Below are 16,757 nucleotides of genomic sequence, written 5' to 3'. Positions count from 1 at the left end.
CGGACCCAGCGTCGCGGTCAGGCGGGGCTTGCCGCGATCACCAGGCAGGCATTCTGCCCGCCGAAGCCGAACGAGTTCGACAGCACCATCGAGACCGGGGCCTCGCGGGCGACGTTCGGCACCACGTCGAGCGACACCGAGGGGTCGGCCACGTCGTGGTTGATGGTCGGCGGGATGACGCCGCTGCGGATCGTCTGGATCGAGAAAACCGCCTCGATCGCGCCGGCCGCCGTCAGCGTATGTCCGATCATCGACTTGTTGGAGCTGATCGGGATCGACTTGACGTGCTCGCCGAACACGGCCTCGAGCGACAAGGCTTCCATCTTGTCGTTTTCGGGCGTGCTGGTGCCGTGCGCGTTGATGTAGTTGATCTCGTCCAGCCCGATGCCGGCATCGCCCAGCGCCTGGCGCATGGCGCCGATGACAGGCGAGCCGTCCGGCTTGGAGCGGGTGCGGTGGAAATCGTCGGCCTGCTCGCCGACGCCGCGGATGACGGCGAGGATCTCGGCGCCGCGCGCCACCGCCGCGTCGTAATCTTCCAGCACCAGCGCGCCGGCGCCCTCGGCCATGACGAAACCGTCGCGGTTCTTCGAGAACGGCCGCGAGGCGGTCGCCGGGTCTTCATTGTTGGTGGAAAGGGCGGAAAGCAGCGAGAAGCGGATCAGCGATTCCGCCTGCACCGAGCCGTCCGTGCCGATGCAGAGCGCCGCATCCGTATCGCCGCGGCGGATCGCCTCGACGCCGAGCTGGATCGCGGTCGCTCCCGAAGCACAGGCCGTCGACAGCGAAATGGGGGCGCCGCGCGTGCCAAACCGGTCGGCCGTCTTCTCGGCGACGCAGGCATAGAGCGCGTACTCATAGGCCTCGGGGCTGTTGAGCGACATCGCGCTGTCGATCATGCGGTCATAGGGATCAGCCGTCGTGGTGTCGCCACCCTCGAACAGCTCCCGCTTCACCGACCAGTCGAGCTCGACCGGCGGCACCGCCATGAACAGCATGCCCGGGAAATCGCCCGGCGTGCCGATCCTGGCGCGGGCAATGGCTTCCTCGGCAGCGAGTTCGGCCAGCTTTTGCGTCAGCACGGCCGAGCGCGGCGCCTCGTCGAACAGGAAGTCGACGGTGCCGGCGATCGTCGTGCGCAGGTGATCGACGGGGAAGCGGGTGATGCGGTGGATGCCGGACTTGCCCGAGGTCAGCGCCGACCAATTGTCGTCGATGCCCTGGCCGAGCGAGGTGACCACGCCCATGCCGGTGACGGCGACGACCGGACGCCCGAGATGATCCCGCGTCTTGCCTTTGCCCATGATCGTGACCTTTCTCAGTCGATCGCTTCGAGGAGCGCCATGCCCTCGCCGCGCCAGAAGCCCCAGCTCGTCGCCAGGATCTGGGTGGGGACGTCGGTCGCTTCAAGTTCCAATCCGGTGGGATCGGCCGGCCGATAGAAGCCTTTTCGCGACAGCGCCAGCGCGGCGAGCGCGACCTGGGCCGGGAAAGCGGCCTCCAGGCTGTTGCCGAGCAGGCTCTGCGTGGCGCGAATCGGACCGACCGTGCCTTCGGCGACCAGCGCCTCGAGCAGCGCCCGTTCCTCGAGCGTGGGGGCGGCGACGCCGCTCGCGCCCGACAGCAGGCCGACCGGCTTGTCGCCCAGTTCCGAACGCAGCGCCTCGATCTGGCCCCGGGCCACGGCCGTGGCCTGGCCGGGCTCGCGGCGGCTGCGGCCGGACAGCACGGGACCCAGCCGGGCATAGCCGGACTTGCCGCGCGCTTCGGCGCTTTCGCGCGATTCGAGCACCAGGAAGACGCCCAGCGAGCCGGTGACCATGCCGCCGCCGGCATTGGCCCGCTCCCAGACGGAATTGACCGCGCCCTGCCACAGCGTGTTGCCCAGCGCGAGGCTGAGCAGCATATCCTTGCGCTCGGCATTATAAGCGGCGCCGACTAGGAACTGTTCGCCCTGACCGCCGGCGCGGATGCGGCGCGCGGCGATCTCGACGGCGCTGATGCCGGCCAGTTCCTCGCCCATGAAGGTACGGGACGACCCGGTCACCTTGTGGACGATCGAGATGTTGCCGGCCAGAAGATTGGAAAGCTGCGCCAGGAACAGCGTCGGGCGGAGATCGTTGGCGAGGCGCTCGTTCAGGAAGGCGTCGGGATTTTCCGCGCTGCCGAGACCGGCCAGGATCTGGCCGTCGACGACGACGTCGCGTTCGCCGCCACCCGCCGCGACGATCATGTCCATATGGGCGAGCCGATCGAGGTCGCCGGCAAGGCCGGCATCGGCGAGCGCCAGGCCGGCGGCATAGGTGCCGAGGCGCTGCCACGGCTCCATCTGGCGCTGGTCGGCCTTGCGCGGAATCTGCTTGTCGAGCTGAAGCGGCACCATGGCGTGCACGGGGAACGGCGCGAAATGCTCGGTGTCGACGCTGCCGGCATGCGGCTCGTCGACCGCAAGCGCCTGCCAGTGGGCATCGAGGCCCTCGCCCAGCGAGGAGATCAGGCCGATGCCGGTGACCCAGACGTCGCGGGCGCTGTTGCCGCCGGAAGTGTCGCTCATACCATATCTCCGACCGGCGTCAGGCCGATCTGCCGCACCCGCTCGCGCATGTTCTCGACCAGTTCCGGGGCCGGGAAGTCCATGACGCGCAGCGTCAGTTCCGCATCGCAGACCGGGCCGCCCGACTCGATCTTCGCCTCGGTCACGGCGAAGCCGGAACCGTCATGCGTCAGGGTCGCATAGACGTCGAGCTCGGCGCCGGGCTCGATGAACTTGCGGAACTTGGCCTTCTTGCTGCCGGCGAAGAACGGCATGCGCGAGAGGCCGTTCAGGCCGAGGATCAGGAAGCCGGAAGCCTGCGCCATGGTCTCGATCAGCAGCACGCCCGGCAGGATCGGATAGCCGGGAAAGTGACCTTCGAACACCGGGCTCGTCTCGGGGACGAAAGCCTTGGCATGAATACGACCGGCCGCAGCGTCGAAATCGACGATGCGATCAATCATCTGAAAATATTCGAGACGCATGATGGCTTCGACGCCGATCCTGTCAGGCGTTCTTCTTGGCGACCAGGTCGTCGATATGCGCGCAGAGATTCTTCAGGAGGAAGTAATCCTCGACCGAAGCCTTGCCGGCATTGACTTCCTGGGTCCACTGCTCGAGCGGGATCTTGATCCCGAACTTCTTGTCGAGGGCGAACACGATGTCGAGGAAATCGAGGCTGTCGATGCCCAGATCGTCGATGGCGTGGGATTCAGGGGTGATCTTCTCGCGCGGAATTTCGCTGGTCTGGGCGATCACATCGGCGACGACGTCGAACGTGGAAGACATGACGGTCACGTAATCCTATCTAGAATGGCTCTCGCATATCGGAGCAAGCCTGCACATTTGCAACGACGTCGAAGCGTTTGCGGCAGACATGACAACCGATCCCGCAAGCCAAGGCGGCAGGGAATTGCATTCGTCCTGATACCGTGTGCCGTCGAGAAATACCAGCCTGTCCCGCTCGCCCGGCGAATTCGGTCCCGGAATGATGTTATCCGGCATCGGAGCCGGAGATGGCGAGCACGTCGACTTCGACATCCAGCTGGTGGTCGCCGGAGATGACGATGATGCCGTCGACCGGCGCCGCATCGGAATAATCGCGCCCCAGCGCCAGCACGACGTGATCCTCGGCCGCGACAACGCCATTGGTGGGATCGAGCCCGATCCAGCCGGCCTCGCGGCCGCACCAGACGGCGACCCAGGCATGGGTGGCATCCGCCCCTTCCAGCCGCGGCTGGCCGGGCGGCGGCAGCGTGCGCAGGAAGCCGCTGACATAGGCGGCCGGCAGCCCCAGCGTGCGCAGGCCGGCGATCATCACATGCGCAAAGTCCTGGCAGACGCCGGCCCGCTTGGCGAAGGCGTCGGCCGGCAGCGTCGTGACGTCCGTCGCCTCGGGGTCGTAGGCGAAATCCGCCTTGATCCGGCAGGTGAGATCGAACGCCGCAGCGAGAATTGGCCGGCCGGCGGGGAAGCTCGCCACCGCATAGGCGGCGATCGCGTCGTCGATGGCGATGATGCGGCTGGCGAACAGGAAATGCACCGGCGACAGCGGCCCGAGATCCGCTTCGGCGACGGCCTGGCGGCGGATCTGCTCCCAGCTTGGCGTCGCCTCGCCGTCGCGCCTGTCGCCGGCGTCGACCGCGACGCGGGCGCGCGTCTCCAGGGTCAGCTCCTCATGCGGAAAGGCGAAGGCGACGGTGGTGATACGATTGCCGAAGAAATCGAAGCCGTCCTGACGCTCGGTCGGCTCGGGCGTGATGACGAGGTCGGCGGCGACGACCCGCTGGCCCTTGCGGGCGACCGGCAGCAGGCGCAGCACCTGGCGCGAGAAGGGCACCGGCGAGGCATAGGTGTAACGGGTGGTCTGGCGGATGTCGTAGAGCATGGTCATTCCCCGCCATCGACCGGATCGGCGGCGCGCCGGTGGGTGAAATAGGCGAGCGCCACCTCGTCGGAGATCTTCATCAAGGTCTGCTCGAAGCCGATCAGGTCGTCGGCGTCGAGGACGGCGGCATCGGCCGTGCCAAGTTCCGCGGCGAGCCGGGTCGCCAGCCGGTCGGCAGGTCCCAGCAGCCCGGCCGGGGCATGCGCCGGCATGTCGGCCAGCAATTGCCGGATGCGTTCGGCCTGGAAGGCGAGCGCGCGCGGATTGCCGCCGTCGAGCAGCACGAGGTCGACCACCGGCACGCGCGCGGCCAGCATCACATAGCGGATGCGATAGGTGATCTGGCTGTCGGCGAGTTCGAGCAGCGCGTCGAGTTCGCCGGCCTTGCCCGAGAGGCCGCAGAAGCGCGCGGCCCGGGCAATGGCAAGTCCGCGCTCGATGCGGCGACCGGTCTCGAGGAAGCGCCAACCCTGCTGGCGCACCATGTTTTCCTGCACCAGGCCGGAGAAGGCCGCGATCAGCCGCAACGCCGCATTGGCGCGCTCCAGCATGTCGCTGTCGGTCTTAGCCTCCAGCGGCTGGTTCAGCAGCACTTCGAGATCCGCGACCGTGCGCCAGGCGTCGGGCGACAGGCGGTCGCGGATGACGGAAGCCGCCCGGCGCGAGGCCTGGGCGAGGCGCGGCACGGTGTTGAAGTCGCTGCGGTCGGTCAGCATGGCGAGGGCGCGCTCGGTCGGCGTCGCATCCTCGTCGGTGTCGCCGATCGATCCGGCGGAGGAGAGCGTCGCGTCGAGCTGGGCGATCACCGCCTCGCCGTCATATTCCGCGCCGATATGCCGGCCGGCGATGGCGCGCACGATGCGCAGCGTCGCCTCGGTGCGCTCGACATAGCGGCCGAGCCAGAACAGGTTTTCCGCCGCCCGGCTGGGCAGCGTCTGCGTCATGCGCTGCAGCGCAACCTTGTCGGGCGAGGCAAGCAGCGTCGTCTCCGCCACCGGCTTGTCAGACAGCACCCAGACATCGGCCGAAGCGCCGCCCTGGTGCAGGGTAACGGCGCGGGCGTCGGGCTGGTCGGAAACCCGGCAGAAGCCGCCGGGCATCACCGTCCAGCCGTCATTCGTGCGCGCCACATAGAGGCGGAGGATCGAGGGGCGGGGCTCCAGCCGGGCGCTGTCGCCCTCGCCGCGCCAGACCGGCGTGGTCGAGAGCTTGACCGCTTCCTGGCCCACGAAATCCGTGCCGCGCCGGCCGATGGCGCGAATCAGGGCGGCCTTGCGGTCGGGATCGATGGTGGCGCCAAGCACCGCGCCGCGATCGAGCAGGCCGGGCACGCTGGAGCCGAGCGCCGGCGCGATCACCATCCGGTCGAACTCGGCCACGACATGGTCGCGCTCCAGCGTCTGGCCGCACCACCAGGTGGCGACATTCGGCAGGATCAGGTCTTCGCCAAGGATGCGGCGGGAGAGGCCGGGCAGGAAACCCAGAATGGCCCGCGCCTCGACCAGACCGGAGCCCAGCGCATTGGCTATCGCCACATTGCGCTGGCGCACCGCGCCGGCCAAGCCCGGCACGCCGAGCCGCGAGGCGGGGTTCAGTTCCAGCGGATCGGCGAAATCGGCGTCGAGGCGGCGCAACAGCACATCGGCCCGCTTCAGGCCGGAAATGGTGCGCATGTAGACGGTGTCGTCGCGGACCGTCAGGTCCTCGCCCTCGACCAGGACGAAGCCGAGATAGCGCGCCAGATAGGCGTGCTCGAAATAGGTCTCGTTGAGCGGGCCCGGCGTCAGCAGCGCGACGCGGGTTTCCTCATGCCGGTTCAGCCGGTTCAGCCCGGTTCGAAACGCCTGGAAGAAGCCGGCCAGCCGCTCGACGTTGAAGCTGCGATAGAGGTCGGGCAGCGCGCGGGACAGGGCGATTCGGTTTTCGAGCGCGTAGCCGGCGCCGGATGGCGCCTGGGTGCGGTCGGACACGACCCACCAGCGCCCGTCGGGACCACGGCCGACATCGACGGCGTAGAAACGCAGATGATGGCCGCCGACCGGCTCGGCGCCGACCAGCGGGCGCAGATATTCCGGACTGCCGGCAATGATCGCCGCCGGCAGCGCGCCATCGGCGGCGAGCCGCCCCTCGCCATAGGCATCGCCCAGAATCGCATCGAGCAGCTTGGCACGCTGGATCAGGCCGGCTTCGAGGCGGGCCCATTCCTTCGGCTCGATCAGGAAGGGCACATGCGACAGCGGCCAGGGCCGCTCGTCGCCATTTTCCGCGCCATAGACGCGGAAGACGACGCCGGAATCGGCCAGGTGCCGGTCGGCCTGGCCGAAACGGTGCTGCACTTCGCTCGGGCCGAGCTCGGCCATCGATTCGACGAAGCGCATCCAATGCGGCCGGATGCTGCCATCGGCGCCGATGAACTCGTCGGCGATGCCGGGCAGCGGCCGGTAATTGGCGATCAGCCGCTCCGCCCGGTCGGCCGCGACCTTGCTGCGGCGCAGCGTTTCCTTACGCGTCACGGGCATCGGCAATCCTGCGCAAGGGCGACGTGGTGCTTCTCTCCCTCAGGGAGAGGTGAAAGGGCAGTCCTCGCATCAGGACTTTCCGGACCGCCATCAAAGATTGGCCGGGCGGCGGAGGTCGAGCGTCATCGGGAACTCCGGCGAACCGGTCTCGGCCTGCGGCATGAAGTGGCCGGCCGTGTGGCCGATCGCCTCGAAGCGCGCCAGCCGGCGGGCTTCCGCCTCATAGGAATTGACCGGGAAAGTGTCGTAGCTGCGGCCGCCCGGATGGGCGACGTGATAGACGCAGCCCCCCAGCGAGCGCTGCGACCAGCTGTCGACAATGTCGAAGGTGAGCGGCGCGTGGGCGGGAATGGTCGGGTGCAGGCCGCGCGCCGGCTGCCACGCCTTGTAGCGCACGCCGGCGACGAACTGGCCGGCCGTGCCGGTGGACGTCATCGGCACGCGGCGGCCATTGCAGGAAACGACATGCCGGCGCGGGTCGAGACCTTCGACCTCCACCTGCATGCGCTCGACCGAGGAATCGACATAGCGCACCGTGCCGCCGATCGCGCCCTCCTCGCCCAGCACATGCCAGGGCTCCAGCGCCTGGCGCAGCTCCAGCTTGACGCCCTGCTGCTGGATGCGGCCGACGAAGGGGAAGCGGAACTCGCGCTGCGCCTCGAACCAGACGGGATCGAAGGCATAGCCGGCGCGCTGCAGATCGCCGAGCACGTCGAGGAAATCCGCCCAGACGAAATGGGGCAGCATGAAGCGGTCATGCAGCTGCGTGCCCCAGCGGGTCAGCAGGCCGTGCTGCGGGTTGTTCCAGAACATCGAGATCAGCGCCCGCACCAGCAATTGCTGCGCCAGGCTCATGCGGTAATCCGGCGGCATCTCGAAGGAGCGGAACTCGACCAGGCCCAGCCGGCCGGTCGGACCGTCCGGCGAATAGAGCTTGTCGATGCAGATCTCGGAGCGATGCGTGTTGCCGGTGACGTCGGTCAGCAGGTTGCGGAACAGCCGGTCGACGAGCCAGGGCGGCGGCGGCGTGCCATAGCCGGGCGCTGGCACGCTGGCCATGGCGATTTCCAGCTCGTAGAGCGCGTCGTGCCGGGCCTCGTCGATGCGGGGCGCCTGGCTGGTCGGGCCGATGAACAGGCCGGAGAACAGATAGGAAAGCGAAGGGTGGCGCTGCCAATAGAGCACCAGGCTCTTCAGCAGGTCGGGCCGGCGCAGGAAAGGGCTATCGGCCGGATGGGCGCCGCCGACCACGACATGGTTACCGCCGCCGGTGCCGGTGTGGCGGCCGTCGGTCATGAACTTCTCGGTGCCGAGCCGCGACAGCCGGGCTTCCTCATAGAGGTCGCGGGTGATGGCGACGCATTCGGTCCAATCGCCCGCCGGCTGCACGTTGACCTCGATGACGCCGGGATCCGGCGTCACCTTGATCACGTCCATGCGCGGATCGATCGGCGGCGGATAGCCCTCGACATGCACGGCGAGGCCGAGCGCGCGGGCACTCTCCTCCAGCGAGGCGAGCAACTCCAGATAATCCTCGAGCTTCTCGGTCGGCGGCATGAAGACGCAAAGCCTGCCGTCGCGCGGTTCGACCGACAGCGCGGTGCGCACGGTCTCGCCCTCGGTCAGGAATTGCTCGACCTGCTCGCCGCGCTCGGATTCGGCGTCCTCCGATCCTGCGCCGGCCAGATGGCGGGCCAGTTCCTCCTGCCGGGCGAGGGCTTCATGGCCCGCGCGATCGCGACCGGCCAAGACCTCGGGATCGGGCAGCGGTCCGCTGACGGCTCCGGGATCGCGCTGGACGATGAAGGGATAGGACGAGACCGGGACGAAGGGCAGCGAGGACAGCGGCAGGCGGAAGCCGACCGGGCTGTCGCCGGGCACCAGGAACATCTTGCCGCGCCGCAGCGGCCATTTCTCCGACATCCAGCGCTTGTCGGGCGCGGCCTCGGCCTGCCAGCGCTGCACCGGCAGGATATAGCCGGAAGGCTCGGTCAGGCCGCGCTCGAACACGCGGGCGATGCGGGCGCGGGCCTCCGGGTCGTCGAGCTTGGAATCAAGCGGGGTGACGTTTTCCGGCAGCTCGGCTTCCTTGAGGATCCAGTGCGCCGGATCCTCATAGGCCGGGACGACATGGTCCGCCGAAATGCCCAGCCGCTCCGAGAGATCGGCCAGCAGCGCACCGGCCTGCGCCGGGGTCGCGTTGAGGTCGTCGGCCTCGGCGGCGATCAGGCTGGAATCGCGCCAGATCGGCTTGCCATCCTTGCGCCAGTAGAGCGCGAAGGTCCAGCGCGGCAGGCTCTCGCCCGGATACCATTTGCCTTGGCCGTAATGCAGGAACCCGCCCGGCGCGAAACGCTCGCGCAGCCGGCGGATCAGGTCGTCGGCGCGGTCGCGCTTGGTCGGACCCACGGCTTCCGTATTCCATTCCTCGGCCTGGTAATCGTCGATCGACACGAAGGTCGGCTCGCCGCCCATGGTGAGGCGGACATCGTTCGCCTTGAGATCGGCGTCGACCCGGAGGCCGAGCGCGTCGAGCGCCGCCCAGCTGTCGTCGGAGAAGGGCAGCGTCACGCGCGGATTCTCGGCGACGCGGTTGACCGTCATCTCGAATTCGAACGAGGTCTCGGTGCCCGGATCGGCGATGAACGAGCCGGTGATCGGCGCCGCCGAACGGAAATGCGGCGTGGCGCAGAGCGGAAGATGCCCTTCGCCGGTGAACAGGCCCGAGGTCGGATCCATGCCGATCCAGCCCGCGCCCGGCACATAGACCTCGGCCCAGGCGTGCAGGTCGGTGAAATCGACCTTGGTGCCGGAGGGGCCGTCGAGGGCGGCGACGTCGGGCTTCAGCTGGATCAGGTAGCCGGAGACGAAGCGGGCGGCGAGGCCGAGATGGCGCAGCGCCTGCACCAGCAGCCAGCCGGAATCGCGGCAGGAGCCGGCGGCCGAGGACAGCGTCTCCTCCGGCGTCTGTACGCCCGGCTCCATGCGGATCAGATAGCGGATGTCGTTCTGGAGCCGCTGGTTGATCGAGACGAGGAAATCGACGATCTGCATCTGCCCGCGCGGGATCGATGCCAGGAAATTGGTCAGCAGCGGCCCGGCCGGCTCCGGCGCCAGATAGGCGGCCAGTTCCTCGGCGAGCGCCGGCTCATAGGCGAAGGGGAACTGGTCGGCATAGGGTTCGACGAAGAAGTCGAACGGATTGTAGACCTCGAGCTCCGCCAGCAGATCGACCTCGATGGCAAACTCCGTGGTCTTTTCCGGGAAGACGAAACGCGCCTGCCAGTTGCCGTGCGGGTCCTGCTGCCAGTTCACGAAATGGTTGGCCGGCGTCACCTTCAGCGAATAGCTCGGCACCTTGGTGCGACAATGCGGGGCCGGACGCAGCCGGATAACCTGCGGCCCCAATTGGACCGGCCGGTCATAGCGATAACGGGTGACGTGGCGAAGCGCGGCGAGGATCGACATCGGCTTTTGGGCTCTCCATGGGCGTTCGCAGCAGGACGTTGGCGGCGGGCGCACCGACCGGAATGACGCAAGAATCACGCCATGCCGGTCCCTTGGCACGTCCGCCCGAAGTTCAGGCCTTCACGACCGTCGAGCGGAATTTCGACGCAAGATACTCGCCGGACCCCACCGGAGGATAGCTCGCCGTTTCGCCCGGCTTGAGGCAGGTCGGGATGCAGGCGATGGCCGCGTCCCAGTTCGGCTGGTGGAAAAAGGCCATCGACTGGCGCCTGGCCGAGCGGCCGAGATCACGCGGCGGGATGGTGACGCGGTGCAGCGTCGACTTCCACTGATCATTCGTCCAGCGCTGCATCAGATCGCCGATATTGATGACGAAGCTGTCGGGAATGGCCGGAACGCGGTGCCATTCGCCGTCCAGCCCCTTCACTTCCAGGCCGCCCGGCGCGTCTTCCTGCATCAGGATGGTGATCGAGCCGTAATCGGAATGGACGCCGGCGCGAAGCTGGCCGGGGACGGGATCTTCCGTGAGGTCGGGATAGTTGAGCAGGCGCAGCGCGCTGGCCTCGCGGTCGATGAAGCGATCGAAATAACTCTCTTCCAGATCGAGCGCGAGGGCGAAGAAGCGCAGGATCCGGCCCGCCAGCGCCGACATTTCCCGGTAATAGGCCTGGGTGGCGAGGCGGAATTCGTCGCCACCGAGCGGCCAGGGATTGGCGGAGAACACGAAGGCTTCGGCGTCGTCGGCCGGCTTGTGGTCGAGGCGCTGGAAGGCGGAGGGCCCGAAGGAAAACGTCTCCTTCAGATCGGCCGGCTTGGCGTCGCCGAGCGAGGCTGCGAGCGTCTCGCCCTTGACCGGGCTGTAGCCATAGGGATAGCCCGGGTAGGGCATCACGGCGGTCAGCTTCTCTTCGACCGGGCGATCGAAGAAGGCGCGGGCCGCCTGCCAGCCGCGCTCGACGATTTCGCGGTTCGCGCCATGGCCGGTAATAAGGAAGAAACCCGTTTCGCGGCAGGTGCGGACGATGGCATCGGCGACCGCGCGCGGGCCCTGGGGATCGGAGAGATCGATGATCGGAATGATCGACATGCGGGTCCTTGAACCATGACGAAGCGAGACGCCGAGACTATGGGGCCACCACGACCTTGGGAACCGTCAATCGGCGGAGCGTGCACATGAATGAGGCAACCGCGGCCCTGCAGGGCGATCGCGCCGCCGCTTCCACCGCCATCGCCCGCCCGCCGCGCATCGCCGCCCTCGACGTGGCGCGCGGCGTGGCGCTGGTCTGCATGGCGATCTTCCATGGCGCGTGGGACGTCGCCTTCCTGCATATCGTACGCTTCGACCCCGGCGCCTCGATCGGCTGGGTGATCTTCGCCCGCGCCATCGCCGGCTCGTTCCTGATGCTGGTCGGCATCAGCCTGGTGCTCTCGACCCGCAACGGCTTTCGCCCCAGGCCCTATCTGATCCGGCTGGCGATGATCGTCGCGGCCGCGGCGCTGGTCTCGGCCGCAACCTATTTCGTCATGCCGGAAGGGTGGATCTTCTTCGGCATCCTGCACCAGATCGCGCTGGCAAGCGTGCTCGGCCTGGCCTTCCTGCGGCTGCCGCCGCGCCTCGTCTTCCTCGCCGCCATCGCCATCTTCGCCCTGCCCTTCCTGTATCGAAGCGAGGTGTTCGCCCAGCCGGCGCTCTGGTGGGTCGGGCTGGCACCGAAGCCGCCGGGCTCGTTCGACTATGTGCCGCTCTTTCCCTGGTTCGGCGTGGTCCTGGCCGGCATGGCGCTGGCCAAGCTCGCGATTTCGCAGGGCTGGGACCGGCGGCTCGCCACCTGGCAGCCGCGCTTCGTGCTCGGCAGATGGCTGGCCTTTGGCGGGCGCCATTCGCTCGCCGTCTATCTGATCCACCAGCCGGTGCTCTACGCCCTCTTCTTCGCGCTCGCCGCCATCGTCGCGCCGAACGGCGCGGAAAGAGATGCGCGCGCCGATTGCGCCGATCGCTGCGTCGCGGTCGGCAAGAGCGCGGCCGATTGCCAGAGCTATTGCGGCTGCGTGTTCGACGATCTGAACGGCAAGGGGCTGATGGCCGCCTTCATGGCGCGCACCCTGGCCGAGGACCAGACCCTCCGGCTGCAGGAGACGATCGCCGTCTGCTCGGCCAAGACATTCCCTCCCGTGCCGGAAACCCCGGAGTCCGGCACGCTGCAATGAGCTTCAAGGAATCCCCATGAACGAACCCGTCCGCACGCCGATCGTCCAGTTCGGCACCAGCCGCTTCCTGCAGGCGCATGCCGATCTCTTCCTGTCGGAGGCGCGAGACCAGGGTCAGGATGTCGGCCCCGTCACCATCGTGCAGACGACGGCCTCCGGCGCCCGCTCCGGCCGGCTCAAGGCCTTTGACGGTTCGCCGATCCCGATCGTCATCCGCGGCATCGAGAATGGCGCCCCGGTCGAGCGCACGGTCGGCGTCACCTCGCTGGTGCGCGGCCTCTCCGCCGTCGACAACTGGGACGAGGTCGAGCGCATCGTCGTCGAGGAGGCGAAGATCCTGATCTCGAACACGTCGGATGCCGGCTTTGCGCTCAACGAGGGCGAAAGGCTTGGCAGCGACGTGCCGCGCGCCTTCCCGCTCAAGCTCCTGAAGCTCCTGCTCGCCAGATGGCAGGCGAAGGGCGCGCCGCTGACGCTGTTTCCCTGCGAGCTGATCCCGCGCAATGGCGACGTGCTCAAGGCGCTGCTCATGACGCTCGCCGACGAGAACGAACTGCCGGCGGAATTCGTGGCCTGGCTCGACACCTGCATCTTCGCCAATTCGCTGGTCGACCGCATCGTCTCCGAGCCGATCGAACCGGCCGGCGCGGTGGCCGAACCCTATGCGCTCTGGGCGATCGAGAAGCAGCCGGGGCTCGTCGCGCCCTGCCTCCATCCGGACGTGCGCATGGTCGACGACCTCGCCGTCTATGAGCGGCTGAAGCTGTTCATTCTCAATCTCGGCCATACCGTGCTGGCCGAAGGCTGGCGGGAGACCTACCGGCCGGAAGGCGAGCTGGTGCGCGAGAGCCTTGCCGATCCGGTCGTGCGCGAAAAGCTCGATGCGATCTATGACGCCGAAGTGCTGCCGATCTTTGCCGCCGGCGGCATCCATGAGGCGCCGGAATATCGGGCGAGCGTGCTGGAGCGGTTCGAAAACCCCTTCCTCGCCCACCGTCTGGCCGAGATTTTCGGCAACCATGCCGAAAAGAAGCGCCGCCGCATCGGCGGCCTGCTGGCGTGGAAGCGCGAGCTCGGCCTCGACCTGCCGACAGCGCGCCTCGACGCGATTTTGGCCTCCAGCATCGGGTAGCGGGCGGAGAGGATCGGCCGGTCGCCGACCCTCGTCTCCCAAGCTGGATCATCATCCTGAGGCACCCGGCAAGGCCGGGCCTCGAAGGAGGGTCCAGCGAACTCACCCGATGTGGATTGCCGGCGGCGTTGTCCGCCTCCCGCTGTGCTCGGCTGGAGCCTCCTTCGAGGCTTCGCTCACGCGAAGCACCTCAGGATGATGGCGGAGCCATAGGAGGCAGCAACGGCGCCCGCGTCACGCATGCCGCCCACCGGACTAGCGCCCGAGGACAGACCCCTCAATCCGGCCGGGCGTTATACCCGCGATACCAATCGACGAAGCGGTCCATGCCCTCGTCGATCGAGGTTTTGGGCGCGAAGCCGAGCTCGGAAGTGGCGAGGTCGATATTGGCGAAGGTGGTCTCGACATCGGCCTTGCGCATCGGCGCGAAATTGATCTCGGCCTTGCGGCCCGTCGCCCGCTCGATCGTGGCGATGAAATCCATCAGCGCCACCGGCTGGTTGTTGCCGAGGTTGAAGATGCGGTTTTCCGCCCGCTCGGGGTGGCGGTCGACCGCGCCCAGCACGCCGGCGACGATGTCGTCGATGAAGGTGAAATCGCGCTGCATCGCGCCATTGTTGTAGACGGTGATCGGCCGCCCCTCGAGGATGGCGCTGGTGAACAGCCACGGCGCCATGTCCGGCCGGCCCCAGGGGCCGTAGACGGTGAAGAAGCGCAGGCCCGTCGAGGCGATGCCCTGAACATTGGCATAGGAATGGGCGATCAGCTCGCCGGCGCGCTTGGTCGCGGCATAGAGCGAGGCGGGCCGGTCGACCCGGTCGCTTTCGCGAAACGGCACGTCCTCGTTCAGGCCATAGACCGAGGAAGACGAGGCATAGACGACATGGCGCAGGCGTGGCAGGCGCAGCGCGGCCTCGAACATCACCACCTGGCCGGTGACGTTGGCGTCGGCATAGGCGAGCGGGTTCTCGATCGAATAGGCCACGCCCGCCTGGGCTGCGAGATGCACCACCGCCTCGATGTCGGCATGGGTGGTGACCAGCCGCTCCATCGCCGCCATGTCGCTGACGCTGGCCTCGACGAATTCGAAATGCCGGTGTGCCGCCAGCCGGTCGAGCCGGGCCTGTTTCAGCGCCGGGTCGTAATAGGCGTTCATGTTGTCGACGCCGATCACGGCGTCGCCGCGCTCGAGGGCCGCCTTCGCAACCTGCGAGCCGATGAAGCCCGCCGCACCGGTGATCAGCATTTTCATGCTTCAGGACTTAGCTGATTTGCCGCTGCCGACAAAGGCTTCGCCCGGCTTTTCGCGAGCTTTCGTTTCATTCCTTGCGCCGATCCGCTATGACAGGAGCGCGCCGCCCCGGTGCGAAAGGATGCTGGACGTCGGATGATTTCGCAGAAGGCCAAATACGCATTCAAGGCGCTGATCCATCTCGCCAAGCAGCCCCAGGGCGAGACGACGCAGATCGACGACATCGCCCGGCAGGCCGGCGTGCCGCGCAAGTTTCTCGAGCATATCCTGCTCGACCTGAAACATCGCGGCATCATCGCCAGCCGGCGGGGCCGCGCCGGCGGCTATGTCATGATCAAGCAGCCCGGCGAGGTCACGATCGGCCAGGTCCTGCGCGCCATAGACGGGCCGATCGCGCCCCTCTCCTGCATTTCCCGCACCGCCTACCAGCCCTGCGCCGACTGCCCGGACGAGGCCGCCTGCGCGGTCCGCCGCATGTTCGCCGGCCCCTATGAGACCCAGCTCCAGGCCTTCGAGGCCACGACGCTGGCGGACGCGCTGGGGCATGAGGCGGATCCGGTAGATCTGGACATCTCCCGCGACATCGTTTCTGCTGGGGGCCGGATCTAGGAAGGATTTTCTAGAACGGCTCTAACAGAAGGCGTTGCGTGGTTTGAAATTGTCGAGCGCCTATGTCGAGATAATGGGGTCATCGATCAGGGAGCACACGATGGTCCGCCCGATATCCACGCTTGTCCGCCGCCTCCGACCCGGGCTTGCCGCCCTCGTCGCCGGCGTGGCGATGGTTGTGACGCCGGCGCTGGCCGACGTGTCGCTGCTCAACGTCAGCTATGACCCGACCCGCGAGCTCTACAAGGCCTACAACGCCGCCTTCGCCGCGCACTGGAAGGCGGAGACCGGCGAGACGGTCACCATCCAGCAGTCGCATGGCGGCTCCGGCAAGCAGGCGCGCTCGGTCATCGACGGGCTCGACGCGGATGTCGTGACGCTGGCGCTCGAAGCCGATATCGACGCGATCGCCAAAGCGACGGGCAAGATCCCGGCCGATTGGCGCGGTCGCCTGCCGCACAATTCCTCCCCCTACACCTCGACCATCGTCTTCCTGGTCCGCAAGGGCAATCCGAAGGGCATCGCCGACTGGGGCGACCTGGTCAAGGACGGCGTCGAGGTCATCACCCCCAACCCGAAGACCTCGGGCGGTGCGCGCTGGAATTATCTGGCGGCCTGGGCCTATGCCAACAAGGCGTTCGGCAACGATCCGGAAAAGACCAAGGAATACGTCTCGACGCTGTACAAGCACGTCCCCGTGCTCGATACCGGCGCGCGCGGCTCGACCACCACCTTCGCCCAGCGCGGCATCGGCGACGTGCTGCTTGCCTGGGAGAACGAGGCCTTCCTGGCGCTGGAGGAACTCGGCCCCGACAAGTTCGACATCGTCGTGCCGCCGCTCTCGATCCTGGCCGAGCCCCCGGTCGCGCTGGTCGACGCCAATGTCGATGCCAAGGGCAGCCGCAAGGCAGCCGAAGCCTACCTGACCTATCTCTATTCGCCTGAAGGCCAGACGATCGCGGCGAAGAACTATTATCGCCCGTCCAAGCCGGAAACCGTCGACGCAGCGCTGCTGGCGCGGTTCCCCAAGCTCGACCTCGTGACCATCGACGACCCGCAATTCGGCGGATGGGCCAAGGCCCAGCCGGAGCATTTCGGCGATGGCGGCATCTTCGACCAGATCTACAAGCCGAACTGAACGGATCCAG

The 16,757-nt window shown here is 67.6% G+C and carries 13 protein-coding genes; 4 read left to right on the top strand and 9 right to left on the bottom strand.

Annotated features, from left to right (window positions below; all coding sequences use genetic code 11):
- Nucleotides 1-17: 17 nt before the first annotated feature.
- The 8 genes from ACHMWQ_RS03940 to ACHMWQ_RS03905 form a co-directional block, all read right to left on the bottom strand.
- A complete protein-coding gene (locus ACHMWQ_RS03940) occupies nt 18-1,304 on the bottom strand; it encodes a beta-ketoacyl-ACP synthase (RefSeq protein WP_396306462.1) in 1,287 nt (428 codons plus the stop codon).
- A gap of 14 nt (nt 1,305-1,318) precedes the next feature.
- Nucleotides 1,319-2,554: a beta-ketoacyl-ACP synthase gene (locus ACHMWQ_RS03935; RefSeq protein WP_396306461.1), complete on the bottom strand. Its 1,236-nt coding sequence runs from the start codon at nt 2,552-2,554 to the stop codon at nt 1,319-1,321.
- Entirely contained in the window at nt 2,551-3,018 is a 468-nt protein-coding gene (locus ACHMWQ_RS03930; RefSeq protein WP_396306460.1) for a 3-hydroxyacyl-ACP dehydratase FabZ family protein, read from the bottom strand. Before ACHMWQ_RS03930 ends, ACHMWQ_RS03935 begins: the two co-directional genes overlap by 4 nt.
- 22 nt (nt 3,019-3,040) lie before the next feature.
- The gene (locus ACHMWQ_RS03925) at nt 3,041-3,322 is read right to left on the bottom strand and encodes an acyl carrier protein (RefSeq protein ID WP_354553198.1); all 282 of its coding nucleotides are present in this window, start codon (nt 3,320-3,322) and stop codon (nt 3,041-3,043) included.
- A 205-nt stretch (nt 3,323-3,527) separates the two neighbouring features.
- Nucleotides 3,528-4,421, bottom strand: coding sequence for a transglutaminase N-terminal domain-containing protein (locus ACHMWQ_RS03920; RefSeq protein WP_396309381.1), 894 nt, complete (start codon nt 4,419-4,421; stop codon nt 3,528-3,530).
- 2 nt (nt 4,422-4,423) lie between these two features.
- Nucleotides 4,424-6,940 (bottom strand): circularly permuted type 2 ATP-grasp protein, encoded by a 2,517-nt coding sequence (locus ACHMWQ_RS03915; RefSeq protein ID WP_396306459.1) that lies wholly within the window; start codon nt 6,938-6,940, stop codon nt 4,424-4,426.
- Nucleotides 6,941-7,030: 90 nt separating this feature from the next.
- The gene (locus ACHMWQ_RS03910) at nt 7,031-10,408 is read right to left on the bottom strand and encodes a DUF2126 domain-containing protein (protein WP_396306458.1); all 3,378 of its coding nucleotides are present in this window, start codon (nt 10,406-10,408) and stop codon (nt 7,031-7,033) included.
- Nucleotides 10,409-10,520: 112 nt separating this feature from the next.
- The gene (locus ACHMWQ_RS03905; RefSeq protein ID WP_396306457.1) at nt 10,521-11,495 is read right to left on the bottom strand and encodes an isopenicillin N synthase family dioxygenase; all 975 of its coding nucleotides are present in this window, start codon (nt 11,493-11,495) and stop codon (nt 10,521-10,523) included.
- Between the two features lie 86 nt (nt 11,496-11,581).
- On the opposite strand from ACHMWQ_RS03905, the gene ACHMWQ_RS03900 reads away from it, so the two are divergent.
- Together ACHMWQ_RS03900 and ACHMWQ_RS03895 are read left to right on the top strand one after the other, a co-directional pair.
- Nucleotides 11,582-12,616, top strand: coding sequence for a DUF1624 domain-containing protein (locus ACHMWQ_RS03900; protein WP_396306456.1), 1,035 nt, complete (start codon nt 11,582-11,584; stop codon nt 12,614-12,616).
- 16 nt (nt 12,617-12,632) lie between these two features.
- Nucleotides 12,633-13,748, top strand: a complete 1,116-nt coding sequence (locus tag ACHMWQ_RS03895; protein ID WP_396306455.1) for a mannitol dehydrogenase family protein — start codon at nt 12,633-12,635, stop codon at nt 13,746-13,748.
- A 277-nt stretch (nt 13,749-14,025) separates the two neighbouring features.
- On the opposite strand, the gene ACHMWQ_RS03890 is transcribed toward ACHMWQ_RS03895, so the two are convergent.
- Complete coding sequence (locus ACHMWQ_RS03890; RefSeq protein ID WP_396306454.1) at nt 14,026-15,000, bottom strand: SDR family NAD(P)-dependent oxidoreductase; 975 nt, start codon at nt 14,998-15,000, stop codon at nt 14,026-14,028.
- 135 nt (nt 15,001-15,135) lie between these two features.
- Between ACHMWQ_RS03890 and ACHMWQ_RS03885 the strand changes: the two genes are divergently transcribed.
- Together ACHMWQ_RS03885 and ACHMWQ_RS03880 are read left to right on the top strand one after the other, a co-directional pair.
- A complete protein-coding gene (locus tag ACHMWQ_RS03885) occupies nt 15,136-15,609 on the top strand; it encodes an Rrf2 family transcriptional regulator (RefSeq protein WP_354553185.1) in 474 nt (157 codons plus the stop codon).
- Between the two features lie 100 nt (nt 15,610-15,709).
- Nucleotides 15,710-16,747, top strand: a complete 1,038-nt coding sequence (locus ACHMWQ_RS03880) for a sulfate ABC transporter substrate-binding protein (protein WP_396306453.1) — start codon at nt 15,710-15,712, stop codon at nt 16,745-16,747.
- The last annotated feature ends 10 nt before the right edge of the window (nt 16,748-16,757 follow it).

This window comes from Kaistia sp. UC242_56 (genome assembly GCF_044452255.1).
In the GTDB taxonomy this organism is placed as follows: Bacteria; Pseudomonadota; Alphaproteobacteria; order Rhizobiales; family Kaistiaceae; genus Kaistia; species Kaistia defluvii_A.
Note: the sequence above shows the minus strand (reverse complement) of the source record. Positions and strands in the feature narration are given on the sequence as shown.